The 26,370-nt window shown below is 62.8% G+C and carries 23 protein-coding genes and 2 pseudogenes; 20 read left to right on the forward strand and 5 right to left on the reverse strand.

What is annotated here, in order from left to right; genetic code table 11:
- Positions 1 to 22 precede the first annotated feature (22 nt).
- Entirely contained in the window at positions 23 to 2,179 is a 2,157-nt protein-coding gene (locus tag FJ938_RS22190) for a phosphatidylserine/phosphatidylglycerophosphate/cardiolipin synthase family protein (RefSeq protein WP_140697441.1), read from the reverse strand.
- Positions 2,176 to 2,619 carry a hypothetical protein gene (locus FJ938_RS22195; protein WP_140613387.1) on the reverse strand — a complete coding sequence of 148 codons (444 nt, stop codon included), beginning with the start codon at positions 2,617 to 2,619 and terminating at the stop codon, positions 2,176 to 2,178. The genes FJ938_RS22190 and FJ938_RS22195 overlap by 4 nt, the downstream gene beginning before the upstream one ends.
- Here FJ938_RS22195 and FJ938_RS22200 point away from each other — a divergent pair.
- Positions 2,618 to 3,391, forward strand: coding sequence for a hypothetical protein (locus FJ938_RS22200; protein ID WP_246671651.1), 774 nt, complete (start codon positions 2,618 to 2,620; stop codon positions 3,389 to 3,391). The genes FJ938_RS22195 and FJ938_RS22200 overlap by 2 nt on opposite strands.
- Positions 3,392 to 3,420: 29 nt before the next feature.
- Here FJ938_RS22200 and FJ938_RS22205 read toward each other — a convergent pair whose 3' ends face one another.
- Positions 3,421 to 4,302: a LysR family transcriptional regulator gene (locus tag FJ938_RS22205; RefSeq protein WP_140613388.1), complete on the reverse strand. Its 882-nt coding sequence runs from the start codon at positions 4,300 to 4,302 to the stop codon at positions 3,421 to 3,423.
- A gap of 378 nt (positions 4,303 to 4,680) precedes the next feature.
- Here FJ938_RS22205 and FJ938_RS22215 point away from each other — a divergent pair, with 378 nt between their 5' ends.
- The 3 genes from FJ938_RS22215 (at position 4,681) to FJ938_RS30055 (ending at position 7,044) form a co-directional block, all read left to right on the forward strand.
- Positions 4,681 to 6,177, forward strand: a complete 1,497-nt coding sequence (locus tag FJ938_RS22215) for a CoA-acylating methylmalonate-semialdehyde dehydrogenase (RefSeq protein WP_140697444.1) — start codon at positions 4,681 to 4,683, stop codon at positions 6,175 to 6,177.
- A gap of 371 nt (positions 6,178 to 6,548) precedes the next feature.
- Positions 6,549 to 6,851, forward strand: a complete 303-nt coding sequence (locus tag FJ938_RS22220; RefSeq protein ID WP_140697447.1) for a hypothetical protein — start codon at positions 6,549 to 6,551, stop codon at positions 6,849 to 6,851.
- Positions 6,852 to 6,903: 52 nt separating this feature from the next.
- Positions 6,904 to 7,044, forward strand: coding sequence for a hypothetical protein (locus tag FJ938_RS30055; RefSeq protein WP_246673460.1), 141 nt, complete (start codon positions 6,904 to 6,906; stop codon positions 7,042 to 7,044).
- A 131-nt stretch (positions 7,045 to 7,175) separates the two neighbouring features.
- On the opposite strand, the gene FJ938_RS22230 is transcribed toward FJ938_RS30055, so the two are convergent.
- The gene (locus tag FJ938_RS22230; protein ID WP_181165549.1) at positions 7,176 to 7,868 is read right to left on the reverse strand and encodes a GntR family transcriptional regulator; all 693 of its coding nucleotides are present in this window, start codon (positions 7,866 to 7,868) and stop codon (positions 7,176 to 7,178) included.
- A gap of 69 nt (positions 7,869 to 7,937) precedes the next feature.
- Here FJ938_RS22230 and FJ938_RS22235 point away from each other — a divergent pair, with 69 nt between their 5' ends.
- From FJ938_RS22235 to FJ938_RS30060, 13 genes and pseudogenes are all read left to right on the forward strand, one after another.
- Positions 7,938 to 8,831, forward strand: a complete 894-nt coding sequence (locus FJ938_RS22235; protein ID WP_140608395.1) for a dihydrodipicolinate synthase family protein — start codon at positions 7,938 to 7,940, stop codon at positions 8,829 to 8,831.
- A gap of 65 nt (positions 8,832 to 8,896) precedes the next feature.
- Positions 8,897 to 10,216 (forward strand): FAD-dependent oxidoreductase, encoded by a 1,320-nt coding sequence (locus FJ938_RS22240; protein ID WP_140697450.1) that lies wholly within the window; start codon positions 8,897 to 8,899, stop codon positions 10,214 to 10,216.
- Between the two features lie 15 nt (positions 10,217 to 10,231).
- Positions 10,232 to 11,233, forward strand: coding sequence for a 4-hydroxyproline epimerase (locus FJ938_RS22245; RefSeq protein ID WP_140697453.1), 1,002 nt, complete (start codon positions 10,232 to 10,234; stop codon positions 11,231 to 11,233).
- 335 nt (positions 11,234 to 11,568) lie between these two features.
- The gene (locus tag FJ938_RS22250) at positions 11,569 to 12,471 is read left to right on the forward strand and encodes a branched-chain amino acid ABC transporter permease LivH (protein ID WP_140608388.1); all 903 of its coding nucleotides are present in this window, start codon (positions 11,569 to 11,571) and stop codon (positions 12,469 to 12,471) included.
- Positions 12,472 to 12,475: 4 nt separating this feature from the next.
- The gene (gene livM, locus FJ938_RS22255; RefSeq protein ID WP_140608386.1) at positions 12,476 to 14,071 is read left to right on the forward strand and encodes a high-affinity branched-chain amino acid ABC transporter permease LivM; all 1,596 of its coding nucleotides are present in this window, start codon (positions 12,476 to 12,478) and stop codon (positions 14,069 to 14,071) included.
- Complete coding sequence (locus FJ938_RS22260; RefSeq protein WP_140608384.1) at positions 14,071 to 15,588, forward strand: ATP-binding cassette domain-containing protein; 1,518 nt, start codon at positions 14,071 to 14,073, stop codon at positions 15,586 to 15,588. The genes livM and FJ938_RS22260 overlap by 1 nt, the downstream gene beginning before the upstream one ends.
- Complete coding sequence (locus FJ938_RS22265; RefSeq protein ID WP_140608382.1) at positions 15,588 to 16,316, forward strand: ABC transporter ATP-binding protein; 729 nt, start codon at positions 15,588 to 15,590, stop codon at positions 16,314 to 16,316. Before FJ938_RS22260 ends, FJ938_RS22265 begins: the two co-directional genes overlap by 1 nt.
- Positions 16,317 to 16,333: 17 nt before the next feature.
- Positions 16,334 to 16,681 carry a DUF6867 family protein gene (locus FJ938_RS22270; protein ID WP_140697456.1) on the forward strand — a complete coding sequence of 116 codons (348 nt, stop codon included), beginning with the start codon at positions 16,334 to 16,336 and terminating at the stop codon, positions 16,679 to 16,681.
- 137 nt (positions 16,682 to 16,818) lie between these two features.
- Positions 16,819 to 17,934 carry a branched-chain amino acid ABC transporter substrate-binding protein gene (locus FJ938_RS22275; protein ID WP_140697459.1) on the forward strand — a complete coding sequence of 372 codons (1,116 nt, stop codon included), beginning with the start codon at positions 16,819 to 16,821 and terminating at the stop codon, positions 17,932 to 17,934.
- Positions 17,935 to 18,227: 293 nt separating this feature from the next.
- Entirely contained in the window at positions 18,228 to 21,686 is a 3,459-nt protein-coding gene (gene pyc, locus FJ938_RS22280) for a pyruvate carboxylase (protein WP_140697462.1), read from the forward strand.
- 161 nt (positions 21,687 to 21,847) lie between these two features.
- A pseudogene (locus FJ938_RS29580) lies at positions 21,848 to 22,093 on the forward strand (GapR family DNA-binding domain-containing protein); the annotation flags it as partial.
- Between the two features lie 9 nt (positions 22,094 to 22,102).
- Positions 22,103 to 22,363 carry a DUF2312 domain-containing protein gene (locus FJ938_RS22290; protein WP_140697465.1) on the forward strand — a complete coding sequence of 87 codons (261 nt, stop codon included), beginning with the start codon at positions 22,103 to 22,105 and terminating at the stop codon, positions 22,361 to 22,363.
- Positions 22,364 to 22,470: 107 nt separating this feature from the next.
- A pseudogene (locus FJ938_RS30060) lies at positions 22,471 to 22,731 on the forward strand (IS630 family transposase); the annotation flags it as partial.
- 395 nt (positions 22,732 to 23,126) lie between these two features.
- On the opposite strand, the gene FJ938_RS22295 reads toward FJ938_RS30060, so the two are convergent.
- Complete coding sequence (locus FJ938_RS22295) at positions 23,127 to 23,381, reverse strand: helix-turn-helix transcriptional regulator (RefSeq protein ID WP_140697468.1); 255 nt, start codon at positions 23,379 to 23,381, stop codon at positions 23,127 to 23,129.
- Positions 23,382 to 23,581: 200 nt separating this feature from the next.
- Between FJ938_RS22295 and FJ938_RS22300 the strand changes: the two genes are divergently transcribed.
- The 3 genes from FJ938_RS22300 to FJ938_RS22310 all read left to right on the forward strand — a co-directional run bounded on the left by FJ938_RS22300 (position 23,582) and on the right by FJ938_RS22310 (position 26,316).
- On the forward strand, positions 23,582 to 23,941 hold the full coding sequence (locus tag FJ938_RS22300) for a DUF6634 family protein (protein WP_140697471.1): 360 nt from the start codon (positions 23,582 to 23,584) through the stop codon (positions 23,939 to 23,941).
- 183 nt (positions 23,942 to 24,124) lie between these two features.
- Positions 24,125 to 24,961 (forward strand): metallophosphoesterase, encoded by an 837-nt coding sequence (locus FJ938_RS22305; protein ID WP_140697474.1) that lies wholly within the window; start codon positions 24,125 to 24,127, stop codon positions 24,959 to 24,961.
- A complete protein-coding gene (locus tag FJ938_RS22310) occupies positions 24,958 to 26,316 on the forward strand; it encodes an ATP-binding protein (protein ID WP_140697477.1) in 1,359 nt (452 codons plus the stop codon). Before FJ938_RS22305 ends, FJ938_RS22310 begins: the two co-directional genes overlap by 4 nt.
- Positions 26,317 to 26,370: the final 54 nt, after the last annotated feature.

Below are 26,370 nucleotides of genomic sequence, written 5' to 3' on the forward strand. Positions count from 1 at the left end.
TCATCGGCATGACCGATGGGTGTCAAAACGCTTCCTTCACCCACTCCTCGTCGAACAGCAGCCGGTAGGCCCACGGGATGGTCACATTGGTGGCGACCGGGTTCGAGTGGGCGAGGTAGTCGTCATAGATCGGCTTCATCCTGGCGTAGAAGGCGGGATCGAGCACCGTCATGCCGTTTTCCGAGTCGTGGAAGAAGCTGCGGTTGTTAAGGTTGACCGAGGAGATGGCGACCAGCCTTTCGTCGATCATCATGATCTTGGAATGCAGCACCACGTCCGGCGCCTTGAACTCGCGGATGTTGATGCGGTCGCCATATTGCTCGACGAACAGCTTGTTGAGCGCGGTGAGGAACCTGCCGCCGATATCGCCCTTGAGGTCGATGCGGCCGACAATGTCGATCTTGACGCCGCGGGCGAGCGCCCGGTCGAAGGCGTGGGCGAGGCTCGGCGTCAGATTGAGGTAGGGGTTGACGATCTGGACATGGTGCTGGGCGGCATCGATCAGATCGACGAAATAGTCCTCCAGCGCATGGTCGTCCTCATAGGGCACTGAAATGAAGTGCCGGGCATTGCCCGACGGCCTGCGACCATCGGCGCGGACCGGGGTGGAGAAGGGGCGCGACAGGTTGGTGTCGGCGTCACGCAACCATATTGTCGACAGATGCGCGGCAAGCGTGTCGACCGTCGCATTGTCGGCGAACTCGATATCGAAGTCGCTCCAGTTCGAATAGTAGTTCAGCGACAGGCCATCGGTCTTGCCGTATTGCTGCAGGCCCGGATAGCGCGACAGGTCGATCGGCTGATGGAACAGGAAGCCGTCGTGGATGTTACGGCCGCCGATGATGACGCGGGAGCGCGCGGGATCCCGCGCCAGCGTTGCCAGCATCTTGATGTGATGGGTCTTGTGCAGTTGTGAAATCTGCTCGTCGATCGGCGCGCCATGGTCGGCGCGCCAGCGGTATTCCTGCAGCTCGACATTGGGGAATTCGGCCGCAAGCCGGTGCAGAATGGCGTCGTCCTTTTCGCGCTCGAGCACGTCGGTGACCATGATGCGCACCTTGGTGCCGAGGGCGGCATGATGGCGGATCAGCCGCTCGATGATGCGGCCGGAAAAGTCGGCCTTGAACTCCAGCGAGGACAAATAGATCAGCTTCAGCCTTGGCGCCTTCGAGAAATCGAGCGGCAGTTCCGGATCGCCCTTGTCGATGGCGGCGTCGGACAGCGGCGCGCCCATCAGCGCCTCGACCTTGGCGTTGAAGCCGTCACGCGACTTGCGCAGCAGGCTGGGCTCGCCGATCGGCAAGGCGCAGGTCTGCGACAGCCAACGGCTGGCATAGAAGGCGCGTTCAAGCGCGTCGAGGCCGGCGCCGTCGGGAACCGGGCAACGCTGGTAACGGCTGTCGAAGGCAGCAAGCCCGGGATCGGCGGTCTCCTCGCGCAGGATGGTGAGCGGAGCGCCGGCCGGGACGAGGCTGGAGCGGATCCTTGCCGTGCATCGGTTCAGGCTGTCGCCCGGAAACAGGCTGGCCGTGTCGTCCTCGCCCGATAGGCGAAAGCGGAATTCCGTACCGGCGGCGATCGTGCGCGAGGCTCCGGCGGCGCGGATCGCCAATGTGCCGTCGCAGGTGCCCTCGATGTCGACCGGTTGCTTGCCGGCTTGGCGCAGCACGATCTCGGTGCTGCGTGCCTGCAGGCCGGAGAATTCGAACGTCTTGGATGCCGAGGGCCGTGCGGCCGCATCGATGTAGAGCGTCTGCCGCGACACCCGCCAGCGTCCGTCGAACTGGCCCTCGCCACTGCCGCCACTGGAGGGCTGGACATGCGCATTGGCGACCGGTCCGGCCAGTTGCTGCAGCGTTGAATAGGTCGCCTGGAAGTCGCGATTGTGGGCATCGCGGCGGTTGCGCCCGAACGGGCCGGTGCCGTTGGCGCGATCGAGGGCATCGAGCTGGTTGTGGGCGAGCAGCGCCAGGAACCGTCTTTGGTAGTCGCTGGCGCCGGCATCTCCGAAGAACTGCGCGGCCGCGATCCGCGGCCCGGACGTGCTGGCCGACAGCGAGGGCCGCGCGCAGGCCTCCTGTCCCGGCAAGAGGTCGCAGGCATTGCGGCCCGCACCAGCGCAGCCGGCAAGGATTGCCAGTGCGAACAGGGCAGGAATGACGGATGCGCGGACGTTCACCCCGTGGCCCCGGGCTTCATGGCGCTCAACTGCGCGGGATCACGGGGCGGCATGAAGCCTTGTGGGAAGATCTTGCAGATAGGAACGGCGAAGGTGGCGATCAGCAGTTCGGCTTCGCTGCGCATCTTGCGGGATGCTGTCCTGTCATCGCGTATCGCCCTCGACGAGGCAATGAGGGCGCCGTCGCAGTCGCAATGATTGTGACGCGCGATGTAGCAGGCGTCATGGATTTGACAGGCGGCATCGAGGCGATCGACCGGCCGGGCGGAAAGATCGCCGGTGCGGGTGCCGGGACCGCAATAGTTGCCGATGACGAAAGGCGAGGGGCGCGCCATGGCGGAGCGGATCGGTTTGGGCAATTCGGCTTCGGGCACCTTGGTCCACGGATTGGCGCATGCGGAGACAAAAAGCAGCGGCAGGATGGCAAGAACGGCTCGCATGTCTATCCGCGCCAGCTTTCTGAAAGATTTCCCCACCCGGCGGCCCGCGCCGTGGCCGGTGGCCGCATGCCTGATGCCACACTGGCCGGTTTTGTGGCAAAGAAAAGGCGGCATTGCTTGCGGCCTGTTGTGTTATTGTGATTTTGGGAGGATCTGCCTGAAGGGCAGAACCCGTAAGGATTTGGGGACCAGCATCTGCATGCGTATCTGCCTTCTCGTCATGACTGTTGGATTTTTGTCCTGCGCTGCGGGGGCCGATGCTGCGGACAAGATGGTCCATGACCGGGCTAACGGATTTTCGCTGACCTTTCCCCAGGAATGGATCAATGAGCCGCCTGCCGACGAGGCGATATTGCTGAGTATAGAATCCAACGATCAGAGTCTTACCTGCATGGTGTCGGCCTCGCTTTACAATCGATCCGGACCCGGCTCGCCGGCCGATCCGCGCAAGTTCATCGAGGACTGGTCGATGAACGACTGGAAGTGGATGATAGGTAGATCATACAGCACAGCCGAGTTCAGCAATGATAAGCTTGCAAGGTTTCCGGACGGCTATCCTGTGCGTCTTGCCGATCTGGACTTTACGGTTATCGACAAGGATACCCGCCTCCATGGCCATTCCAGGTTTGCTTTTTCGGTTCGAGGAGCGCGCTACGGTTATGTCAATTGCAGCGTGATGGGCGAGAGCGCCGACCAGGTTGCGCAGATGTGGGCGCCGCTGGCGGACAAGGCTGAGCGTGTGGTGAATTCGTTCGTTCTCGACTCGCCTTGAACGGCACATTGTGTGCTGGTTTTGCGAAATCAGGTAAACAAACCCCGTTCGCGCTCCACCGCCTTGGTGATGAAGCTGGCGACGATCTGGATGCGGCGCAGCGGCCTGACCGATTCGTGATAGACCAGCCAGTAGGCGCGACGGATGGGCGCCACCACATCGACGGCCACCAGTTCCGGCATCGAGCGGGCGACGAAAGTGTGCAGGATGCCGATGCCGGCGCCAGAGCGCACCGCTTCGGCCTGGCCGAGCGCCGAGGAGATGGCGAAGCTGGTGCGCCAGTCGGCGCTGAATTCGGCCGCGTAGTCGAGCGACGGGCTGACGATGAGGTCGGGCACATAGCCGATGAGCGTGTGCCGGCCGAGTTCGGCCGCGGTTTTGGGCAGGCCATTGGCATCGGCGTAGGCACGCGACGCGAACAGGCCGAGCGAATAGTCGACCAGCTTTCCCGCCACCAGCCGGCCTTCGGTCGGCCGCTCGACGGTGATGGCGATGTCGGCTTCGCGGCGTGAAAGCGAAAAGGAGCGCGGCACCGGCACGAGCTGGATCGTCAATTCGCGATGCAGGGCGGTCAGCGCGCCGAGACGCCTGGCCAGGAAGGCGACGCCAAAGCCGTCCGGCGCGCCGATGCGCACCGTGCCCGAGATATCGTCACCCTCGCCCGATATGGCCGAGCGCGCGGCGATCATGTCGCCCTCCATGCGTTCGGCAATGTCGAGGAAGCGCTCGCCGGCCGGCGTCAACTCGCTGCCGGTGGTCAGGCGGCGGAAGAGTTTCGTGCGCAGCGCATCCTCGAGCGCAGCGATGCGGCGCGAGACGGTGGCGTGGTTGAGTTCGAGCCGCTTGGCGGCGCCCAGAATCTGGCCGGCGCGGGCCACGGCAAGGAAGATGCGGACGTCATCCCAGTTCATGGGGGTGGTCCGGATGATAATTGTCAGCGTTGCGTTCTGTGGCGCCCCCCTCTGTCCTGCCGGACATCTCCCCCACTTGGGGGGAGATCAGTCGGCCGCGCCGCTGAGACCTGGCCTGCAATGTCCAAAGTAGGCGAAAGCGGTGATGACAGCCGATCTCCCCCCAAGTGGGGGAGATGTCCGGCAGGACAGAGGGGGGCGCGAAGGGACTCAACCTGACAATTCCAGCGTGACGAACACACCCTCTCATTTGCGAGAATTGATGCTCATCCGTCAATCGTTATCTATTCCGCGCACAACGGTTGCGATCTCCCTCACGTTGCCTTCCGCCGGCCAAAGGCGGACAATGCGGCATTCACAACCTCAGGGAGAGAAATCATGATCGAATACGGTCATTTCATCGGCGGCAAGCGCGTCGCTGGCACCAGCGGTCGCAAGCAGGACGTCATGCAGCCGATGGACGGCTCCGTGCGCGGCACGGTTGCGCTGGCCTCGGCGCAGGAACTGCGCGCCGCGGTCGAGAACGCCAAGGCGGCGCAGCCGAAGTGGGCCGCCACCAACCCGCAGCGCCGCGTGCGCGTGCTGATGAAGTTTCTCGAACTGGTCCAGCGCGACTATGACGAATTGGCCGACATCCTGGCGCGCGAGCACGGCAAGACTATTGCCGACGCCAAGGGCGACATCCAGCGTGGCCTCGAAGTGGTCGAGGTCTGCATAGGCGCGCCACATATGATGAAGGGCGAGTTCACCGATGGCGCCGGCCCCGGTATCGACGTCTATTCGATGCGCCAGCCGCTCGGCGTCGTGGCCGGCATCACGCCGTTCAACTTCCCGGCGATGATCCCGCTGTGGAAGATCGCGCCGGCCATCGCCTGCGGCAACGCCTTCATCCTGAAGCCCTCCGAGCGCGATCCGGGCGTGCCGATGCGCATTGCCGAACTGTTCATCGAGGCCGGCCTGCCGGCGGGCATCCTCAATGTCGTCAATGGCGACAAGGATGTGGTCGACGCCATCCTTGACGATCCCGACATCAAGGCCATCGGCTTTGTCGGTTCGACGCCGATCGCGCATTACATCTATTCGCGTGGCACCGCGGCCGGCAAGCGCGTGCAGTGCTTCGGCGGCGCCAAGAACCACATGATCATCATGCCCGACGCCGACATGGACCAGACCGTCGATGCGCTGATCGGCGCCGGCTACGGTTCGGCGGGCGAGCGCTGCATGGCGATCTCGGTTGCCGTCCCGGTCGGCAACGACACCGCCAACCGGCTGATGGAAAAGCTGGTGCCGCGCGTCGAAAGCCTGAAGGTCGGCCCGTCGACGGACTCCTCCGCCGATTTCGGCCCGCTGGTGACGGCACAGGCGCTGGAGCGCGTGAGAGGCTATGTCGATATTGGCGTCAAGGAAGGCGCCAAGCTTGTCGTCGATGGCCGCGGCTTCAAGATGCAGGGCTACGAGGACGGCTATTACATGGGTGGCTGCCTGTTCGACAATGTCACATCAGACATGCGCATCTACAAGGAAGAAATCTTCGGGCCGGTGCTGTCGGTGGTGCGCGCGCCGCGTTACGAGGATGCGATCAAGCTCGCCAACGACCACGAGATGGGCAATGGCGTTGCCATCTTCACCCGCGACGGCGACGCCGCGCGGGACTTTGCAAGCCGTGTCCAGGTCGGCATGGTCGGCGTCAACGTGCCGATCCCGGTGCCGATCGCCTATTACACGTTCGGCGGCTGGAAGGCATCGTCCTTCGGCGATCTCAACCAGCACGGCCCGGATGCGTTCCGCTTCTACACCAAGACAAAGACGGTGACCTCGCGTTGGCCGTCCGGCATCAAGGACGGCGCCGAGTTCGTCATCCCGACGATGAACTGACGGACGATTTCTTGCTTGCGCGTCCTCGTCTTCGGCTGAGGGCGCGCGGGCCGGCATCAAGGACGGCGCCGAGTTCGTCATCCCGACGATGAACTGACGGACGATTTCTTGCTTGCGCGTCCTCGCCTTCGGCTGCGGGCGCGCGGGCCGGCATAAGGGACGGTGCCGAGTCGTCATCCCGACGATGATTGATCAAAAGGCCCGGGCGCACCCCGGGCCTTTTGATTCTCACGCCACGCTATATGTCTAAACGCTAATGTGATGGAACAAAGCGGCCGGGCTACGGCTTTTGCTGTATTCCTGCGATGGGCAGGCAATCCGACAGCGCCGGTGTCAACCCGGGGTTCTCGTCTGGCGCAAGGAGGTGTCAGATGAAACGACGTTTTATCGCAACGATATTTTGCACGGCCATGGCAATGTCCGGTGTCGTGCAGGCTGAAGCGGCCGGGCAATGCGCCGCGCGCGCCGACATCGTCAAGGCGCTCGGCGACAATTTCCATGAGAGCCAAGCCGGGCGTGGCCTGATCAACCCAAGCGTGATCCTGGAGGTCTTTGTTTCCGAACAGGGCAGTTGGACCGTACTGGCCTCCGATACCAAGGGCCAGAGTTGCATTCTGTCCGTCGGCGAAGGCTGGGACAGTTCGACAATGAAAGCAGCCCTGCCGGGCGCTTGAGCGAAGTTCTGTGTGTCACTGCCACTATCGCGGCAGGACTCATGCTTGACTGGTGGCCCTTTCCAGCGCACCGCAAGACCCACAACTCGTTTGCGGCGGTCACAGCGACGTCGTCGCGGGACTGGCGCAGGCCTTTCAAGAAAAGCAGATTGGCTACGGCGTGGTCGGACAGGCCACCAATGTCGAGATGTAGGTTTCGGCAAGCGGGTCCTGGACGATGCCGATATCCGACGTGAAGGCCGAAGCTGCATCCTCGCGGCTGGCGAGGGCGGGGAGAACAACCTCACTGTGGCCGCGATGGCGCACGGGACCTGAGCCGCCCGATCAACGCGTGGCGGCGACCTCGGCATGGCCGCGCAGCAGCGCCATCAGCCTCTTGGCGTCCTTGGCCGCGGCTTCCTCGTCGCCGTCGAGGATCGAGCGGATCAAGGCAACATGGTGCTCGGCGGATTCCGCCAGCCCGGTATCGGCCTTGTAGCGGAACCAGAAGCGGCGGCTGTGGGTCTGCAAGGGTGCGGCCAGCCGTGCGGCGAACGGATTGTCGGCGGCCAGCGCCAGCGCCTCGTCGAGCGCCTTGTCGGCCTGGATGAAGGCAAGCACATTGCCGGAGATGACCGCCTTCTGCATGGCGAGGGCCGCCTCGTGAAACAGGTCGGCGGCCTCGCGGGTGACGAAGCGGGCAGCCGAGCGGGCAAGCACCACCTCGACGCCGCGCCGGGCGTCGAGCACGCGCAGCCAGTCGCCCGGATGCAGCGGCGCAATGGCGATGCCGGCGCGTGGCCTGACGTCCAGCAGCCCTTCCCAGGCCAGCCGCTGGATCGCCTCGCGCACCGGCGTGCGGCCGAGCGCCAGCTTTTCGATGAGGGCGCCCTCGGTGACAAAGCTCGCCGGCGCCAGTTCCAACGTGACGATCATATGCTCGAGCACGCGGTAGGCCTTGGTCGCCGCCGGCTCGGACGGCATGCCTGCTTCTATGGATATCAATGGCGGTCTCCTGATATATCTAAAATATATCATAACGAATTCCGCATTGACAGCTGCTTTCTTAACAGATATACGTCTGATATATCAGATGGAGATATGATCATGTGGACCGGAGTTTTCCCTGCCGTCACGACCAAATTCACCGCCGACGATCGCCTTGACCATGCCGAAATGGAACGCTGCTTCAATCTGCAGATCGAGGCCGGCTGCGACGGCATCATCGTCTGCGGTTCGCTCGGCGAAGGGCCGATGCTGTCGCATGACGAGAAGATCGAGGTGCTGAAGACCGCGCAGAAAGTCGCCGGCAAGAAGCCGGTGCTGCTGACGGTCAACGAGGCTGGCACCCGCGAGGCGGCCAGCATCGCCAAGCGTGCGGCCAGGGAAGGCGCCAATGGCCTGATGGTGGTGCCGAGCCCGATCTACCACACGAATGCGGAAGAGACGGTCGCGGCCCTGCGTGCCGTCGCCGAGGCCGGCGATCTACCGGTGATGATCTACTCCAACCGGCTCGCCTACCGTGTCGACGTCACCGTCGACCAGATGGAGGAGCTGGCGTCGGACACGCGCTTCGTGGCCATCAAGGAATCCTCCGACGACATCCGCCGGTCGACCGAGATCATCAACCGCCTGGGCAGGCGTTACGACCTGTTCACCGGCGTCGACAATCTTGCCTTCGAGGCGTTGTCGGTCGGCGCCATCGGCTGGGTGGCCGGCCTGGTCACCGCCTTCCCGCGCGAAACCGTCGCCATCTACCAGCTGATGAAGCAGGGCCGCCGCGAGGAGGCGCTCTCCATCTACCGCTGGTTCCGGCCGCTGCTCGACCTCGATGTCTCGACCTATCTGGTGCAGAACATCAAGCTCGCCGAAGTCTTCACCATCCAGACCAACGACCGTGTCCGGATGCCGCGCCAGCCGCTGTCTGGCGAGCGCCGCAAGGCGGTCGAGAAGATCGTCAAGGATGCACTGGCGGTACGGCCGACACTGCCGAAATTTTGAGGGTAAGTTCTTCTTCCTTCTCATGGGGGAAGATGGCGGCAGCCAGATAAGGAGCAGCGCCCCACGTGGCCGGAAATTCCAAGTCGACAGAAGCAGGGCGCCGCCCCTCATCCGCCCTTCGGGCCCCTTCTCCCCGTGAACGGGGAGAAGGGGAGGACATCGCCATCGTCGGCGGCGGCATCATCGGCATCTGCGCGGCCGCCTTCCTTGCCGAGGCGGGGCTGGATGTCACGGTCTTCGACCGCACCGGCATCTGCGAAGAGACCAGTTCCGGCAATGCCGCCGCCTTCGCCTTCTCCGACGTGTTGCCGCTGGCCCACAAGGGCATGATCCGCCAGTTGCCGAAATGGCTGGCCGATCCGCTGGGCCCGCTCAGCATCCCGCCCGCCTACCTGCCGAAACTCTTGCCCTGGCTATTCCGGTTCTGGCGCGCCGGCGCAGCGGCGAAATACGAGGCCAGCCTCGCCACCCAGGCCGGCATGATGAGGCTTGCAGAAGCGGAGTGGATGTATCTGCTCGATCGTTCCGGCACGCGGCCGATGCTGCGCGAGGACGGTTCGCTGGAACTCTACGAAAGCGAAGCCGAGTTCCGCGCCACGCTGCCGGGCTGGGCGGCGCGCGAACGCTTCGGCATCGGCTTCCGCCATGTCGACGGCAAGGGGCTGGCGGCTCTGCAGCCGGGACTGTCACCGCGCTTCGTCAAGGGCATGTTCGTGCCGGGCTGGAAGACGGTCGCCGATCCGAAACTGCTCGGCAAGGCAGTATGGGCCTATGCCGAGGCCAAGGGCGCCCGCTTTGAAACGGCCCGCATCGACCGGATCGCGGCGGATCAGGACGGCGCGGCACTGACGCTGGCCGACGGAACCATTAGGCGCGCCAGGCGGCTCGTTGTCGCCGCCGGCACCTGGTCGCATCTTCTGGCGCGGCAGCTCGGCGATCGCATTCCGCTGGAGACCGAGCGCGGCTACAACACGACATTGCCGAATGGCGCCTTCGACGTGAAGCGGCAGCTGATCTTCTCCGGCCATGGTTTCGTCATCACGCCGCTCGACACGGGCCTGCGCGTGGGCGGTGCCGTCGAACTCGGCGGCATCGAGCGGCCGCCCAACTTCAGCAGGTCGAAAGCGCTTTTGCAGAAGGCGCAGCAATTCCTGCCGGGGCTCGATCCGTCGGGCGGGCGCGAATGGATGGGGTTCCGCCCCTCGCTGCCGGATTCGGTGCCAGTCATCGGCAATGCGCCGGGCGCCCGGTCGGTGGTGTATGCTTTCGGTCACGGTCATCTCGGCCTGACCCAGGCTGCGGCGACCGGACGGTTGATCCGCGAGCTCGTCCTGGGGCAGACTCCGTCCGTTGACCTGGCCCCCTTCAGCCCACAACGGTTTTGATTTTCGAGGAGCGACATGGCCAAGAAATCCTTCTTCTGTATCGACGGCCACACTTGCGGCAATCCGGTGCGGCTGGTCGCCGGCGGTGGCCCCCTGCTGCAGGGTTCGACAATGATGGAACGGCGCGCGCATTTCCTCGCCGGGTATGACTGGATCCGCACCGGCCTGATGTTCGAGCCGCGCGGCCACGACGTGATGTCCGGGTCGATTCTCTACCCACCGACGCGCGAGGATTGCGACATCGCCATCCTGTTCATCGAAACCTCGGGCTGCCTGCCGATGTGCGGCCACGGCACCATCGGCACGGTCACGATGGCGATCGAGCACGGGCTGATCAAGCCAAGGACGCCAGGTGTGCTAAGGCTCGACACGCCGGCCGGCCTGGTCACCGCCGAATACAAGCAGGTCGGCGAATATGTCGAGGAGGTGCGCATCACCAACGTGCCGTCGTTCCTTTATGCCGAAGGGCTGACGGTCGAATGTCCCGGGCTCGGTGAGATCACCGTCGATGTCGCCTATGGCGGCAATTTCTATGCCATCGTCGAGCCGCAGGCGAATTATCGCGACATGGCCGACCATTCCGCCGGCGACCTCATTGCCTGGAGCCCGGTGGTGCGGCAGCGGCTGAACGAGAAATATGCCTTCGTGCATCCGGAGAATCCCGGCATCAACAGGCTGTCGCACATGCTGTGGACCGGCAAGCCGACGGTGGAAGGGGCCGATGCCCGCAACGCCGTCTTCTATGGCGACAAGGCGATCGACCGCTCACCTTGCGGCACCGGTACCTCGGCGCGGATGGCGCAGCTCCATGCCAAGGGCAAGCTCAAGGCAGGCGACGCCTTCGTGCATGAATCGATCATCGGTTCGCTGTTCAAGGGCAAGGTCGAAAAGGAGGTCACCGTGGCGGGCAAGCCGGCGATCATCCCCTCGATCGGCGGCTGGGCGCGCATGACCGGACTGAACACGATCTTCATCGACGACCGCGATCCGTTCGCGCATGGGTTCGTGGTCAAATAGGCGATTCATCACGCTACGGAAGGCATGAAGGCGCAAGAAGGAATGCCGTCAGCAGCGCAAGGAATCCCTTCATCAACTTATTTTGACGGCGATTTCTTCGAAACGGCGCGCATGATAGGGCTGAATCGTCAAAGACATTGCGTTATGCCAATGATAGGGTCCGCGATAGTCCAGAGGCCGGGTTCAAAAAAACGGGCAGTCGAAATGGCGTGCATTGGAAACGCGCATGGCGATCGAAAAATCACGTTGCAATCCGGGCTCGAAACTTTACGACTAGGGGAAATACGAAAAGGAATGCGTCTGCATGGGCGACATTCCAGGGGAGCCATGTACATATGCAGTACTTTGTCCAGCAGCTTATCAACGGGCTGACGCTGGGATCGATCTATGGGCTGATCGCGATCGGCTACACGATGGTCTACGGCATCATCGGCATGATCAATTTCGCCCATGGCGACATTTTCATGGTGGGCGCCTTCACCGCGCTGATCGTCTTCCTCATCCTCGGCGCGCTGTTCTATTCGGTGCCCGTGGTCATCGCGCTGCTGGTCATGATGATCGTGGCGATGCTGCTCACAAGCCTCTACAATTGGACGATCGAGAAGGTGGCCTACCGGCCGCTGCGCGGTTCGTTCCGGCTGGCGCCGCTGATCACCGCCATCGGCATGTCGATCGCGCTGTCCAATTTCGTCCAGGTCACGCAGGGTCCTCGCAACAAGCCGATCCCGCCGATGGTGTCGAAGGTCTACAACATCGACGGAGTCAGCGTGTCGCTGAAGCAGATCATCATCGTCATCGTCACCGCCCTTTTGCTGGTGCTGTTCTGGTACCTGGTCAACAAGACCTCGCTTGGCCGGGCGCAGCGCGCCTGCGAGCAGGACCGCAAGATGGCGGCATTGCTCGGCATCGATGTCGACCGCACCATCTCCATCACCTTCATCATGGGTGCTGCACTTGCCGCCGTCGCCGGCACGCTGTTCCTGATGTACTATGGCGTGGTGGCCTTCTCCGACGGTTTTGTGCCGGGGGTAAAGGCATTCACGGCGGCGGTGCTTGGCGGCATCGGCTCGCTTCCCGGCGCCGTGCTCGGTGGGCTCCTGATCGGCTTCATCGAGAGCATGTGGTCGGCCTATTTCTCGATCGACTACAAGGACGTCGCGGCGTTCTCGATCCTGGCTATCGTGCTGATCTTCCTGCCTTCCGGCATATTGGGCCGGCCTGAAGTCGAAAAGGTTTGAGACCATGGCCGTGACCGTATCTCGTGAGCGCGACACCGTCGCCAGCCCCATGCAGCGCGCCCTTCGGGAAGCGTTCTATGCCGGCGCCATCGCGCTTGGCCTGTTCGTGCTGTTCATCGGGCTGAAAACCGGTCAGAACATGTCCAATGAACTGGTCCTGACTCAGCGCTGGGGCTTGCTCACCGCCGTGGTGATCGCCACGGCCGTCGGGCGTTTCCTCTATGTCGCCTACGGCCAGCCCTTCATGGCCAACCAGAAGATCGCCGACGTCGCCACCGGTCTGTTACCGGCCAGCGTGGGGTCACGGTTCTTTCAGTTGCCGGCGTTCATCCTGGCTGTCGTGGCGGCCGTGCTGCTGTTCGTGTTGGGCAGCTCTCTCGCCGGATGGGTGGGAGCAGAACCGGCCGGCTATCTCCAATTCCTGCGCGCCCTGGCGGTCATCTATGTGCTGGGTTGCGTGATCTACTACTTCCGCGCCTTCATTCATGCCAACTTCACCAAATTGGGCATCACAGCGTTGGTGCTGTACCCGATTCTGGTGGTCGCGGTGCTGTCGCTGAACGCCTGGTCGATTGCTGGAGGGCTGCAGGGCTCGCTGAAATGGGTCGACAATTTCGGCATCCAGATACTGATCTATGTGATGCTGGCTTGGGGATTGAACATCGTCGTTGGGCTGGCCGGCCTGCTCGACCTTGGCTACGTCGCTTTTTATGCACTTGGCGCCTATGCCTATGCGCTTCTTGCCACGCATTACGGCCTGTCGTTCTGGATCCTGCTGCCGGCCGCAGGCTGCATGGCCGCCCTTTGGGGGGTGCTGCTCGGCTTCCCCGTGCTGCGCCTGCGCGGCGATTATCTGGCGATCGTGACGCTCGCCTTCGGCGAGATCATCCGGCTGGTGCTGATCAACTGGCGCGAGGTGACCAACGGCTCGGCCGGTATCTCCGGCATTCCCAAGGTTTCCTTCTTCGGCCTGATGACCTTCAATGTGTCGGACCCCAATTACATTGCCAAGGTTCTGCATCTCGCGACCTCGAGCGCCTATTACAAGATTTTCCTCTACTATCTGATCCTGGGCCTGTGCCTGCTTACCGCCTTCGTCACCATCAGGCTGCGCCGTCTGCCGGTCGGTCGTGCTTGGGAAGCCTTGCGTGAGGACGAGATCGCCTGCCGCTCGCTCGGCATCAACACCACCACAACCAAGCTGACCGCCTTCGCCACCGGTGCCATGTTCGGCGGTTTCGCCGGCTCGTTCTTCGCCGCGCGGCAAGGCTTCGTCAGCCCGGAATCCTTCGTCTTCCTGGAATCGGCGATCATCTTGGCCATCGTCGTTCTGGGCGGCATGGGCTCGCTGGTCGGCATCGCGGTTGCCGCGATGGTGATGATCGGCGGCACCGAGGCGTTGCGCGAACTCGACTTCCTCAAGCAGGTCTTCGGGCCTGATTTCACACCGGAACTCTACCGCATGCTTCTGTTCGGCATGGCCATGGTGATCGTCATGCTGTGGAAGCCGCGCGGCTTTGTCGGCAGCAGGGAACCGACGGCCTTCCTGAAGGAGCGAAAAGCGGTCTCAGGCTCCTTCACCAAGGAGGGCCACGGCTGATGGATGCGAACACACAAATGAACGACGCCATCCTGCAGGTCGATCACCTGTCGATGAAGTTCGGCGGCCTGGTCGCCATCGGCGACCTGTCCTTCACCGCCAAGCGCGGCGAGATCACGGCGCTGATCGGCCCCAACGGCGCCGGCAAGACCACCGTGTTCAACTGCATCACCGGCTTCTACAAGCCATCGGAAGGCATGATCACGCTCAACCGTGCCGATGGCTCGAGCTATCTCCTGGAACGATTGCCCAACCACGAGATCCCGGCGCGCGCCAAGGTGGCGCGCACCTTCCAGAACATCCGCCTGTTCTCGGGCATGACGCTGCTGGAAAACCTCCTCGTCGCTCAGCACAACAAGCTGATGAAGGCTTCGGGCTATACGGTGCTTGGCCTGTTCGGTTTCCCGAGCTACCGGCAGGCTTCGGCCGAGTCGATCGAGCTCGCAAGGCATTGGCTGGAGAAAGCAGACCTCGTCGATCGGGCCGACGATCCGGCCGGCGACCTGCCCTATGGTGCGCAGCGGCGCCTCGAGATCGCGCGCGCCATGTGCACCGGTCCGGAGCTTCTGTGCCTCGACGAGCCGGCGGCCGGCCTCAACCCGAAGGAATCGGCCGCTCTCAACAAGCTGCTGATGGACATCAAGAACACCTCAGGGGCCTCGATCCTTTTGATCGAGCATGACATGTCGGTGGTCATGCAGATTTCCGACCATGTCGTGGTTCTGGAATATGGCCGCAAGATCTCCGACGGCAATCCGCAGTCGGTGCGCACCGATCCGCGCGTCATCGCCGCCTATCTCGGCGTCGATGACGAGGAGGTCGAGACCGTGCTGACCGAAGTCGGCGACGAGGACGTCATCGAACAGCTCGATACCGGTCCCGATGCCGCGCATGGCCCGGGCACCTCGGCGTCGTATCTGGCCGGACCGGTGAGTGACACGGTCAGCCACAGCGAGGGCGAGCGCGTCACCGTGTCGAAAGGCGCCTCGAAGGCTGCGCAGATCGACGCGCGTACCGTGACCGTGGCGAGCAAAGCCGTTGTGGCTAAAGCTGAACGGGCGACAAAGCCGGCTCCGGCCGCCAAGCCGCTCGCGAAAGCGGCAGCAAAGAAGCCGGCCGCCAAGGCACCCACGGCAAAGGCCGAGGGCGTTTCGAACCGTCTCGCTGCTCCGCGTGGCGGCAAGGCCGACAACCTGACCCGCATCAAGGGCATCGGTAAGGTCAACGAGAAGAAGCTCAACGATCACGGCATCTTCCACTTCGACCAGATCGGCGCCTGGAAGAAGGCCGACGTCGAGGCCGCCGAAGCCTATCTCGCCTTTGACGGGCGCATAGAGCGCGAGGAGTGGGTCAAGCAGGCCAGGCTGCTCGGGCAGGGCAAGGACACGGAATTCTCGCGCCGCGTCGATGCGGGCAAGGTGGCGACCAGCCATGCGTCGGCAAAGAGCGCCGGCGCGGCTTCCGGAAAAACAGCCGCCGCCAAGCCTGCGACCGGCAAGCGCGGAGGAGGCAAGTAATGGCCGGTACGACACTGCTCGATATCAAAGGTGTGCAGACCTATTACGGCAACATCCGGGCGCTGAACGGCGTCGACGTCACCGTCAAGCAGGGCGAGATCGTGGCGCTGATCGGCGCCAACGGCGCCGGCAAGTCGACACTGATGATGACCATCTTCGGGGCGCCGCGCGCCCGTACCGGCAGCATCACCTTCGCCGGCACCGACATCACCCAGTTGCCGACGCACGAGATTGCGCGCCTGCGCATCGCCCAGTCGCCGGAAGGACGGCGCATCTTCCCGCGCATGACGGTGATGGAAAACCTGCAGATGGGCGCCAGTCTCGACAACCTCAAGCACTATGCCGAGGACGTCGAGAAGGTGTTCACGCTGTTCCCACGGCTGAAGGAGCGCATCGCCCAGCGCGGCGGCACGCTCTCGGGCGGCGAGCAGCAGATGCTGTCGATCGGGCGCGCGCTGATGGCGCGGCCGAAGCTGCTTTTGCTCGACGAGCCGTCGCTCGGGCTGGCGCCGCTGATCGTCAAGCAAATCTTCGATGCCATCCGCGAATTGAACCGCACCCAGGGGCTGACGGTGTTCCTGGTCGAGCAGAACGCGTTCGGCGCGCTCAAGCTCGCCAACCGCGGCTATGTCATGGTCAACGGCAATGTGACGATGAGCGGCACCGGCAAGGAACTGCTCGCCAATCCCGAAGTGCGCGCCGCCTATCTCGAAGGCGGCCACCACTGAGTTCAGGAGTCTCCACCATGCAAGGCATTCTCTACGAGGAACCGTCGATCTGGCAGTTCTTCTTCGTCACCTGCCTGCTCGGCGGCTGGGCGGCCTGGATGACGGGCAAGGCCAGCGCCCAGACATGGCGCAGCTTCATCCAGCTGTTCGCCTATCTGCTGGGCCTCGGCATCGGCATCCGGTTCATCCATCACGCGCTGTTCGACGGCACGATGTTCTCGCTGCATTACTATATCGTCGACACCATCGTCCTGATGATACTGGGCTTCATCGGCTATCAATACACGCGAACCAACCAGATGGTGACACAATATAATTGGCTCTACGAAAGAGCTTCAATCTTGAGCTGGAAACCGAAAGGTTGAGGTTCATCATTAACGCCGCTTCGGGGATGAATCGGCGTGACAAGTGCCTGAAAATCGGCAAACTATGCTTTCTGCGATAAGGGTGGGCATCGCATGAAAGCTTCATTCACGCCCACTCCGTTAATGGGAGCGTTTCAATGAAAAAGTCACTATTGTCCGCCGTCGCCCTGACCGCGCTGGTCGCGTTCGGCGGCAACGCGTGGGCTGATGTAATGTTCGGCGTCGCCGGTCCGATCACCGGTCCGAACGCGGCCTTCGGCGCGCAACTGCAGAAGGGCGCAGAGGCCGCTGTCGCCGCGATCAATGCCAAGGGCGGCATCAACGGCGAGCAGATCAAGCTCGAAGTCGGCGACGACGTCTCGGATCCGAAGCAGGGCATCTCGGTCGCCAACAAGTTCGTCGGCGACGGCGTCAAGTTCGTGATCGGTCACTTCAACTCGGGCGTGTCGATCCCGGCCTCGGAAGTCTATGCCGAAAACAATATCGTCGAGATCACGCCGGCCGCGACCAACCCGAAATTCACCGAGCGCGGCCTGTGGAACGTGTTCCGCACCTGCGGACGCGACGACCAGCAAGGCAGCATCGCCGGCGCTTATATCGCCGCGAATTTCAAGGATGCCAAAGTCGCTATCGTGCACGACAAGACCCCTTACGGCCAGGGTCTCGCCGATGAAACCAAGAAGGCGATGAACGCCGCTGGCGTCAAGGAAGTGATGTATGAAGGTGTCAATGTCGGCGACAAGGACTTCTCGGCGCTCATCGCCAAGATGAAGGAAGCCGGCGTCACCCTGATCTACTGGGGCGGCCTGCACACCGAAGCCGGCCTGATCATCCGTCAGTCCGCGGACCAGGGCCTCAAGGCACCGATGATGTCGGGTGACGGCATCGTGACGGACGAACTCGCCGCGATCGCGGGCGACGCCGTCGCCGGCACGCTCAACACGTTCGGCCCCGACCCGCGCCTGATCCCGGCCAACAAGGAACTCGTCGAGAAGTTCCGCGCGCAGGGCTTCGAGCCGGAAGCCTACACGCTCTATGCTTATGCCGCCGTGCAGGTTGTCGCCGAGGCGGCCGCCGCCGCCAAGACCAACGACCCGCAGGCCGTTGCCAAGGCGATGCATGAGAACGGCCCGTTCCCCACGGTTCTGGGCGATCTCGCCTATGATGCCAAGGGCGACCCCAAGCTGCCGGGCTACATCATGTACGAGTGGAAGAAGAAGGACGACGGGAAGTATTCCTGGTTCCCGAAATAAGCCGCTCAGGCAGGTTTGACATTAGTGATGCCCGGCGCTTCGCGCCGGGCATTTTCTTTGGCGCGTCCCGGCGGCGGATGGCCTTCTTTGCCAACTCCTCCCAGCAGGGAAAGATCGCATCCAGGATCGAAATTGTCGCCATTGTTCCGTCCGTTCGAACGAATGCGTGCGAGTGTTGGCCGGATAATCCATTTAAATCGGTTTAACTTAGCGTCGATTTTGTTTGCGCTGCAGCATTTTCACGCTAATCATTGCGCCGATTTCTCTTCCCTTCCGCTACTGGAGCCCAGTCCTTGGCAATCACGAAGATCCTCGTCGCCAACCGGTCAGAAATCGCCATCCGCGTCTTTCGCGCGGCCAACGAACTGGGCCTCAAAACCGTGGCGATCTGGGCCGAGGAAGACAAATATTCGTTGCACCGCTTCAAGGCCGATGAAAGCTATCAGGTCGGACGCGGTCCACATCTCAACAAGGACATGGGGCCGATCGAAAGTTACCTGTCGATCGAGGAAGTGATCCGCGTCGCCAGGCTTTCGGGCGCCGATGCCATCCATCCGGGCTACGGGCTGCTGTCCGAAAGCCCCGAATTCGCCGAAGCCTGCGCGCAGGCGGACATCACCTTCATCGGCCCGAAGCCGGACACGATGCGCCGCCTCGGCAACAAGGTCGCGGCGCGTAACCTCGCCATCGAGGTTGGCGTACCGGTGATCCCTGCCACCGATCCGTTGCCGGAAGACATGGAGGCGGTCAAGAAACTGGCCAAGGAGATCGGCTATCCCGTCATGCTGAAGGCCTCGTGGGGCGGCGGCGGACGCGGCATGCGCGCCATCCGCTCCGAGGCCGATCTTGCCCGTGAGGTCACGGAGGGCAAGCGCGAGGCGAAGGCCGCCTTCGGCAAGGACGAGGTCTATCTCGAGAAGCTGATCGAGCGCGCGCGCCACGTCGAGGTGCAGGTGCTTGGCGACACCCATGGCAACGTCGTGCACCTGTTCGAGCGCGACTGCTCGATCCAGCGCCGCAACCAGAAAGTGGTCGAGCGGGCGCCGGCGCCATACCTTGAAATGTCGCAGCGCGAGGAGCTCTGCGGACATGCGCTGAAGATCGCGCGCGAGACCAGCTATATCGGCGCCGGCACGGTCGAGTTCCTGCAGGACGCCGATACCGGAAGGTTCTATTTCATCGAGGTCAATCCGCGTATCCAGGTCGAGCATACCGTCACCGAGCAGGTGACCGGCATCGACATCGTCAAAGCCCAAATCCACATTCTTGACGGTTTCGCCATCGGCACGCCTGAATCGGGTGTCCCGGCACAGAGGGATATAAGGCTGAACGGCCATGCCTTGCAGTGCCGCATCACCACCGAGGATCCCGAGCACAATTTCATTCCGGACTACGGCCGCATCACCGCCTATCGCGGCGCCACCGGCTTCGGCATCCGGCTGGACGGCGGCACCGCCTATTCCGGCGCGGTCATCACCCGCTTCTACGATCCGCTGCTGGAGAAGGTGACGGCATGGGCGCCGACGCCGGCCGAGACCATCGCGCGAATGAACCGCGCGCTGCGCGAGTTCCGTATCCGCGGCGTCGCCACCAATCTCACCTTCCTCGAAGCGATCATCAACCACCCGAGCTTCGCCGATAATTCCTATACGACGAAGTTCATCGACACGACGCCGGAGCTGTTCCAGCAGGTCAAGCGCCAGGACCGCGCGACCAAGCTGCTCAACTATCTGGCCGACGTCAGCGTCAACGGCCATCCCGAGACGCGCGGCCGGCCGATGCCGAAGGCCGATGCGGCCGCACCCGTCGTGCCCTACCTCAACGGCAACGTGCCCGGCGGCAGCAAGCAGAAGCTCGATGTGCTCGGCCCGGAGAAATTCGCGGCCTGGATGCGCGAGCAGAAGGAAGTGCTGGTCACCGACACGACGATGCGTGACGGCCACCAGTCGCTGCTCGCGACCCGCGTGCGCACCCATGACATTGCCGGCATCGCCGGCACCTATGCGCGCGCCCTGCCGCGGCTTCTGTCGCTCGAATGCTGGGGCGGCGCGACCTTCGACGTCGCCATGCGCTTCCTCACCGAGGATCCGTGGGAGCGGTTGTCGCGGGTGCGCGAGGCAGCCCCCAATCTGTTGCTGCAGATGCTGCTGCGCGGCGCCAATGGCGTCGGCTACACCAATTATCCCGACAATGTTGTGCAGCATTTCGTCAAGCAGGCAGCTGCCGGCGGCATCGACCTGTTCCGCGTCTTCGACTGCCTGAACTGGGTCGAAAACATGCGGGTCGCCATGGACGCTGTCGGCGCCGAGGGCAAGCTGATCGAAGCAGCGATGTGCTACACCGGTGACATTCTCGATCCCGCGCGCGCCAAATACGACCTGAAATATTATGTCGGTCTGGCCAGCGAATTGCAGGCCGCCGGCGCTCATATCATCGCGGTCAAGGACATGGCCGGCCTGTTGAAGCCGGCGGCCGCTCGCGTTCTGTTCAAGGCGTTGCGCGAGGCGACCGACCTGCCGATCCATTTCCATACCCACGACACGTCGGGCCTGTCGGCGGCAACCGTGCTGGCGGCGGTGGAGAGCGGCGTCGACGCCATAGACGCGGCTATGGATGCCTTCTCCGGCAATACATCGCAGCCTTGCCTGGGATCAATCGTCGAGGCGTTGAAGGGCACCGAGCGCGACCCTGGCCTCGACCCGCAATGGATCCGCAAAATCTCGTTTTACTGGGAAGCGGTGCGCAACCAGTATGCCGCCTTCGAAAGCGACCTGAAAGGGCCGGCTTCGGAAGTCTACCTGCACGAGATGCCGGGCGGGCAATTCACCAATCTCAAGGAGCAGGCGCGCTCGCTCGGGCTGGAGACACGCTGGCACGAGGTGGCGCAGGCCTATCACGACGTCAACCTGATGTTCGGCGACATCGTCAAGGTGACGCCGTCGTCCAAGGTGGTCGGCGACATGGCGCTGATGATGGTCAGCCAGGACCTGACCGTCGCCGATGTCGAGAACCCGGCCAGGGACATCGCCTTCCCGGACTCGGTTGTCTCGATGCTGCGTGGCGATCTTGGCCAGTCCCCCGGAGGCTGGCCGCCAGCCTTGCAGAAGAAGGCGCTGAAGGGCGACAAGCCGATCACCGTGCGTCCCGGTTCGCTGTTGAAGCCGGCCAATCTCAAGGCCAGCCGCAAGGAGATCGAGGACAAGCTGGAGCGCAAGCTCTCGGAACACGAATTCGCTTCGTGGCTGATGTATCCAAAGGTGTTTTCCGACTTCGTCGCCGCGCAGGAAACCTATGGTCCGGTCAGCGTTCTGCCGACGCCGACCTACTTTTACGGCATGAAGCCGGAAGACGAGATCTTCGTCGACATCGAGAAGGGCAAGACGCTGGTGGTGCGGTGCCTGGCCATCGGCGATGTCGACGAGAAGGGGATGGTCACCGTGTTCTTCGAACTCAACGGCCAACCGCGGCGTGTGAAGGTGCCCGACCGTGCGCATGGCGCTTCCGCGGCCAAGGCGCGCCGCAAGGCAGAGCCCGGCAACGAGGCGCATGTCGGTGCGCCGATGCCGGGGGTGGTCTCCGCACTTTCGGTTGCCGCCGGTCAGGCGGTGAAGGCCGGCGATGTGCTGCTCTCCATCGAGGCGATGAAGATGGAGACGGCGCTGCATGCCGAACGCGATGGCACGGTCGCAGAGGTTCTGGTGAAGGCCGGCGATCAGATCGATGCGAAGGATCTGCTCATAGCTTTCAATTAGCCAGGCATTCTTGGTGTGGATGGCTGTCGGCTTCTGGCGGCAGCCTCACGGCTCGCTCGATAACAGCTTGACCCGCCGGCCCCGGTCGGGCATCGAACCGCTGAAATTCGCCGCGGCACGTTTCCCGAGTCGCGGCGCGGAGTCGATTTTTGGAGAAAAACATGGCCGACGATATTACCGAGACCAGCCAGACTGTTGCCGCCGGCCAGCTGCGTGCCTTCATCGAGCGCATCGAGCGGCTCGAGGAAGAAAAGAAGACGATCTCAGACGACATCAAGGAAGTGTTCGCCGAGGCCAAGGGCACCGGGTTCCAGTCCCCCCTAAAGCTTGTCGCCTAGAAACGAAATCAATCACTTAAGCGGGCGACAGTTAGTCGAGCTAGACGACACGCCGACGATCAAAGAAGGTTCACCGACATGGCAGACGAAGTTACCGAGACCAGCCAGACCGTAGCCGCCGGGCAGCTGCGCGCCATCATTGAACGCATCGAGCGTCTCGAGGAAGAAAAGAAGACCATCGCAGACGACATCAAGGACGTGTACGCGGAAGCGAAGGGGACTGGTTTTGACGTGGCGGCCGTTAGGCAGCTCGTCCGGCTCCGCAAGAAGGATCAGGCCGAGCGCCAGGAAGAGGAAGCGATCCTCGATCTGTATAAGGCCGCGCTCGGAATGGTGTAAGTTCCACTGATCTGTGGGGCGATCTTGTCGCGCACATTCTGTGCGGCGTAGGATTCTCACATCTGCTGGTTTGCAGTTCAAGACGCTGGTTGGGCGGAGGCCAGCGTCTGAAGGCGCGAGCCCTATAGAATGATCTTCGGGAACTTGACGTTGAGGGCGCCGGCGAGGGCTGCCGTGTGGCGGCATCTCGCTTTTGCGCAACGGTTTCCTCGGCGGTGAACTGGTCGCGACGTTGCCGTTGCATAGGGTCGGTGGTGCCTGGCAAGATGGGTGACCACTGCAACCGAGTTCTGGAACCGCCTCGAGCGTCCATCGTGGAGAGATCAATCGGACCTCTGACGCTGCATCGGCTGAAAGAGGAGTTGGCCGTGCCTGAACTTCGGGGTCCCTCGAGGGATCGGGGCGGGCGATCACAGCGAAGTGATGGTGGCGGAGCCGAGGTGCTCGATAGCGTATACTGGACGATGACCGTCTCAGCCGCCGCACCTCCGGGAATGGTCAGACCGATAAGCGCCACCCGAACCGGAGTGGCTGGGCTTAGCAGGTGTCGTCCCACTGCTTCGCCGCGTTTTGCCCTGCTTTGCAATGTGCGCGCTTGGCCGCCGCATGCACAGGATGAGTGGCCGCGCCTGGGATCCTGTCAGGCACAAGGTATCTCGATGGGACGCCTTCGTTCGAAATCCTGATGTCAGCGGTTTCGCCAGCTTTCAGTATCGATCACAACCTCGCCTTCTCGGGGAACCGAGCGATGGGCTTTCGATAGCTACAATAGCTTCTGCCTGCGCAGCGCGACGCCTGGCCCGCGCTCCGGAGTTGAAGGAAGAAACTCTACGCCTTCCCTCTCGAATGCGAGCCGAAGTTTTTCCACCGCGTCAAGTGCGATTCCTTTTCCGCCTGACTCGATACGAACGACCGTCCGACGGCTTACGCCTGCGCGCTCAGCGACTTGCTCCTGGCTGAGGTTCACTAGCGCCCGCGCTGCACGCAGCGCCCGCAGAGTGTCAGAAATTGAATCCATGGAGCAGCAAGTCCGCCCTCATCTTATTTTGTCAACAATTGGCGCATGGTGTGACACACTTGTGGACTTTCATGGGCGAATCATGCACAAAAAGCGACATTCAGCGTGAGCACTGCGAATCGACAGGATTCCGGATCGAATCCTTCGTTTCTCAGAACTTACAGGTCTGGCGGCGTTGGGGAGCAGGATAGGAGAATCAAGTGTACCATTTTGGAAATGCGAACGGAGACCTCGATCACGACGGGATCAGTCTCGACATCGAGAGATTGGAGGGGCTTGTCGCCGACCTGATGGCGGTGAAGTTCCCGTTCGACTGCCGCCGCCTATACAACGAGAGGACGTTGTCAGACGCTCCGCTTCTGGAGGACTGGCGACAGGCTGTCCGCCCCGTGCCTCGCCTAGTCGGCTTCTCGACCGGGCACCCGCTTCTGCCCGGCTGCGAGCGACCGATCGTGACCTCTGATATCTGGCTTTTCTCCGAAGAGCTGCGCCTCGCCCGATCGATGTCGCGTTGGTACCGCCTCGGGAATCCTTTCCGCGACATGTCGAAGGACAACTGAGATGACATGCCCGTCCCAGGAGGGGAGCTCGGTCTCCCATCTCTCCGTTGCCTTTGCTCGCCCCGCAGCGAGCGGCACGCGTGGCGAGCGGGAATCCGGCAGACAAGGATTCAAGCCTTTGCACTGCCCGGCGCAGATCGAGAGGGCGGGGCGTTCGGGCGGCAGAGATGACTGGGGACTGACATGAAACTCTGGATTTGGTCTGACCTCCATCTCGAGATGCAGAATCCTACCTTTGTAGATAGGGCACCTGATGCCGACGTCATCGTCTGCGCGGGCGACCTCTGCGTTGCCGACGAACTGGGCGATTACACGCGTTGGCTTATCGAGCGGTACGGACTGCCCATGATCTTCGTGCCTGGCAATCACGAGTTCTACAGCAATCGTGCAGTATGGCCGCCGCGAACGAAACCTTCCGACCATCTTCTGATGAAGGAGGTGGCCGAGGCATCGCGATCCTGGCGGAACCGACTTTACGTCCTGGACGACGACATCTTGGAACTCGGCGGCGTGCGGTTTGTCGGCGGTACACTGTGGACCGATTTCAAGATGGACCTCATGAGCGATGCCGGCCTTCAGCCGCGGATGCAATCCGCACTGACGCAATTGGCGGACTTTTCCAGAATCTGGCTGGGCGACGGCGAGTTGCTGACGCCGCAGGTCGCGCTCGGTTTTCACTTGCTGACGCGCGGCTTCATCGAGCGACAGCTGGCGATCCCGTTCGATGGCACAACGGTTGTCGTGACGCACAATCTGCCTCATCCGGACTGCACGCCGGCCGCTTATCGCGGCTGGGGCACCAACCACCTGTTTGCCTGCAGCAAGGAGGCATTCGAGGGAACCCTGAAGTCGGATGCAGCCCCAGCCCTGTGGATTTGCGGACACACGCATCATCCCAGCGACATCAGGGTTGGCCGGACGCGGATCGTCTGTAATCCCATGGGGTACCTCAGGGTCGCCAGCGAGCGCGACAACGGCTTTCAGTGGGACCTCGTAATCGACACGGAGGCACTCCCATGAAGACGCAACCGCCCGGCAGGCACGCGAACGCCATCAAGAACGACCTCCTTGCGCGAGCGTACCTCGACATCCTGGCCCGCGAGGACGGCGTGCATTCCAAGTCGATGTTGCGTGCAGGTTCCGGCGACCCGTCCGATCCCGTCGAGATGATTCTCGATGACCTGATGGACACCCCCGCCGAAGGACGAGTCTCCATCAGGCCCGACTTGGCGGCCGTGGCGGTGCTGACCGCGCGCGCAATCGAAACGGAGTCCGGCCTGACACGAACCCTGCGGCGTGGCACGCCGGTCATCAGCATCGCCACCCATACGCCGGACCGGGTCGACGCGGTCCATAGGGTCATCACAGCTTGCGCTCTTCCCTCGGATCGCATCGTCTCGACCAGCGACCGCCAATTCCGGGTCGGAAGGGACGAGGCGCTTATCATTGCCCGCGACGGGACGGAAAAGGGCCACAAGCCGGACAGCGGCAACGAAGCGATCGCGAGTGCCCTTCACGCGCGTTCGACCATCATCGGCATTGCGCCTGAGCCGCGCCGTCAGCTGCCGCGCGACCTGATCCGCTCGGCCGAATACCATCTGATCCTGCCCGAGATCGACGAGAGCGCCTTGGCGCTTGTTGTCGAAGCAGTCACCGGAAGGCATCCGGCGCGCTCGATCGACCAGACCACGGTCCGCCTGCTCGATATCGCCGACCTGGTGCTGGCGCTGAGGCCGGACCGTAGTCCTGACGAATGCTTGACGCGGCTTGAGGAGCTTGTTGCCAGGAAAGGCGAGTTCCACTCCGACGGGCCCGCGCTGGAAGACCTCGACGGCTATGGCGAGGCGAAGGACTGGGGCCTCGAGCTCGTCGCCGACTTCGCCGACTACAAGGCGGGGCGCATCAGCTGGGACGAGGTCGACAACCGCGGCCTTTTGCTTAGCGGCCCTCCCGGCGTCGGCAAAACCAGCTACGCCCGGGCGCTTGCAAAATCGGCGCGCGTGCCGCTGGTCGCGACCAGCGTAGCCGACTGGAATTCGGCATCTTATCTCTCGGGCACATTGCAAGCCATTAAGGATGTCTTTGCCCGCGCCCGAAAACTGTCGCCATCGATCCTCTTCATAGACGAACTCGACGGTATCTCCGACCGATCGCGGTTGCGTGGCGACTATGTCGAGTATTGGAGCCAGATCGTCAATTTATTCCTTGAACTTCTGCAAGGGATCGATGAGCGGCCGGGTGTCGTGGTCATCGGGGCCACCAATCATCCTGATGCTATCGACCCGGCGGTCAAGAGGGCGGGACGGCTCGATCGCGAAATCGCTATCCAGAAGCCGGACGCAAAGACCCTCGCTAGTCCCCTGGAACAAAAGTAAGCTTCATTTTGTTTGGCTTCTGTCACAAGAGCAGGAGTTTGATTCATGACTGGC

It is taken from the genome of Mesorhizobium sp. B2-4-14 (assembly GCF_006442155.1).
In the GTDB taxonomy this organism is placed as follows: Bacteria; Pseudomonadota; Alphaproteobacteria; order Rhizobiales; family Rhizobiaceae; genus Mesorhizobium.

Excerpts from the sequence above, each read along its gene's own strand:
- FJ938_RS22295 (WP_140697468.1), bottom strand. The coding sequence starts at position 23,381 with ATGGATTCAATTTCTGACACTCTGCGGGCGCTGCGTGCAGCGCGGGCG.
- FJ938_RS22310 (WP_140697477.1), top strand. The coding sequence starts at position 24,958 with ATGAAGACGCAACCGCCCGGCAGGCACGCGAACGCCATCAAGAACGAC.
- FJ938_RS22215 (WP_140697444.1), top strand. The coding sequence starts at position 4,681 with ATGATCGAATACGGTCATTTCATCGGCGGCAAGCGCGTCGCTGGCACC.
- FJ938_RS22250 (WP_140608388.1), top strand. The coding sequence starts at position 11,569 with ATGCAGTACTTTGTCCAGCAGCTTATCAACGGGCTGACGCTGGGATCG.
- FJ938_RS22275 (WP_140697459.1), top strand. The coding sequence starts at position 16,819 with ATGAAAAAGTCACTATTGTCCGCCGTCGCCCTGACCGCGCTGGTCGCG.
- FJ938_RS22290 (WP_140697465.1), top strand. The coding sequence starts at position 22,103 with ATGGCAGACGAAGTTACCGAGACCAGCCAGACCGTAGCCGCCGGGCAG.
- FJ938_RS22195 (WP_140613387.1), bottom strand. The coding sequence starts at position 2,619 with ATGCGAGCCGTTCTTGCCATCCTGCCGCTGCTTTTTGTCTCCGCATGC.
- FJ938_RS22235 (WP_140608395.1), top strand. The coding sequence starts at position 7,938 with ATGTGGACCGGAGTTTTCCCTGCCGTCACGACCAAATTCACCGCCGAC.
- FJ938_RS22260 (WP_140608384.1), top strand. The coding sequence starts at position 14,071 with ATGGATGCGAACACACAAATGAACGACGCCATCCTGCAGGTCGATCAC.
- FJ938_RS22220 (WP_140697447.1), top strand. The coding sequence starts at position 6,549 with ATGAAACGACGTTTTATCGCAACGATATTTTGCACGGCCATGGCAATG.
- FJ938_RS22305 (WP_140697474.1), top strand. The coding sequence starts at position 24,125 with ATGAAACTCTGGATTTGGTCTGACCTCCATCTCGAGATGCAGAATCCT.
- FJ938_RS22245 (WP_140697453.1), top strand. The coding sequence starts at position 10,232 with ATGGCCAAGAAATCCTTCTTCTGTATCGACGGCCACACTTGCGGCAAT.
- livM (WP_140608386.1), top strand. The coding sequence starts at position 12,476 with ATGGCCGTGACCGTATCTCGTGAGCGCGACACCGTCGCCAGCCCCATG.
- FJ938_RS22200 (WP_246671651.1), top strand. The coding sequence starts at position 2,618 with ATGTCTATCCGCGCCAGCTTTCTGAAAGATTTCCCCACCCGGCGGCCC.
- FJ938_RS22270 (WP_140697456.1), top strand. The coding sequence starts at position 16,334 with ATGCAAGGCATTCTCTACGAGGAACCGTCGATCTGGCAGTTCTTCTTC.
- FJ938_RS22265 (WP_140608382.1), top strand. The coding sequence starts at position 15,588 with ATGGCCGGTACGACACTGCTCGATATCAAAGGTGTGCAGACCTATTAC.
- FJ938_RS22205 (WP_140613388.1), bottom strand. The coding sequence starts at position 4,302 with ATGAACTGGGATGACGTCCGCATCTTCCTTGCCGTGGCCCGCGCCGGC.
- FJ938_RS22230 (WP_181165549.1), bottom strand. The coding sequence starts at position 7,868 with ATGATATATTTTAGATATATCAGGAGACCGCCATTGATATCCATAGAA.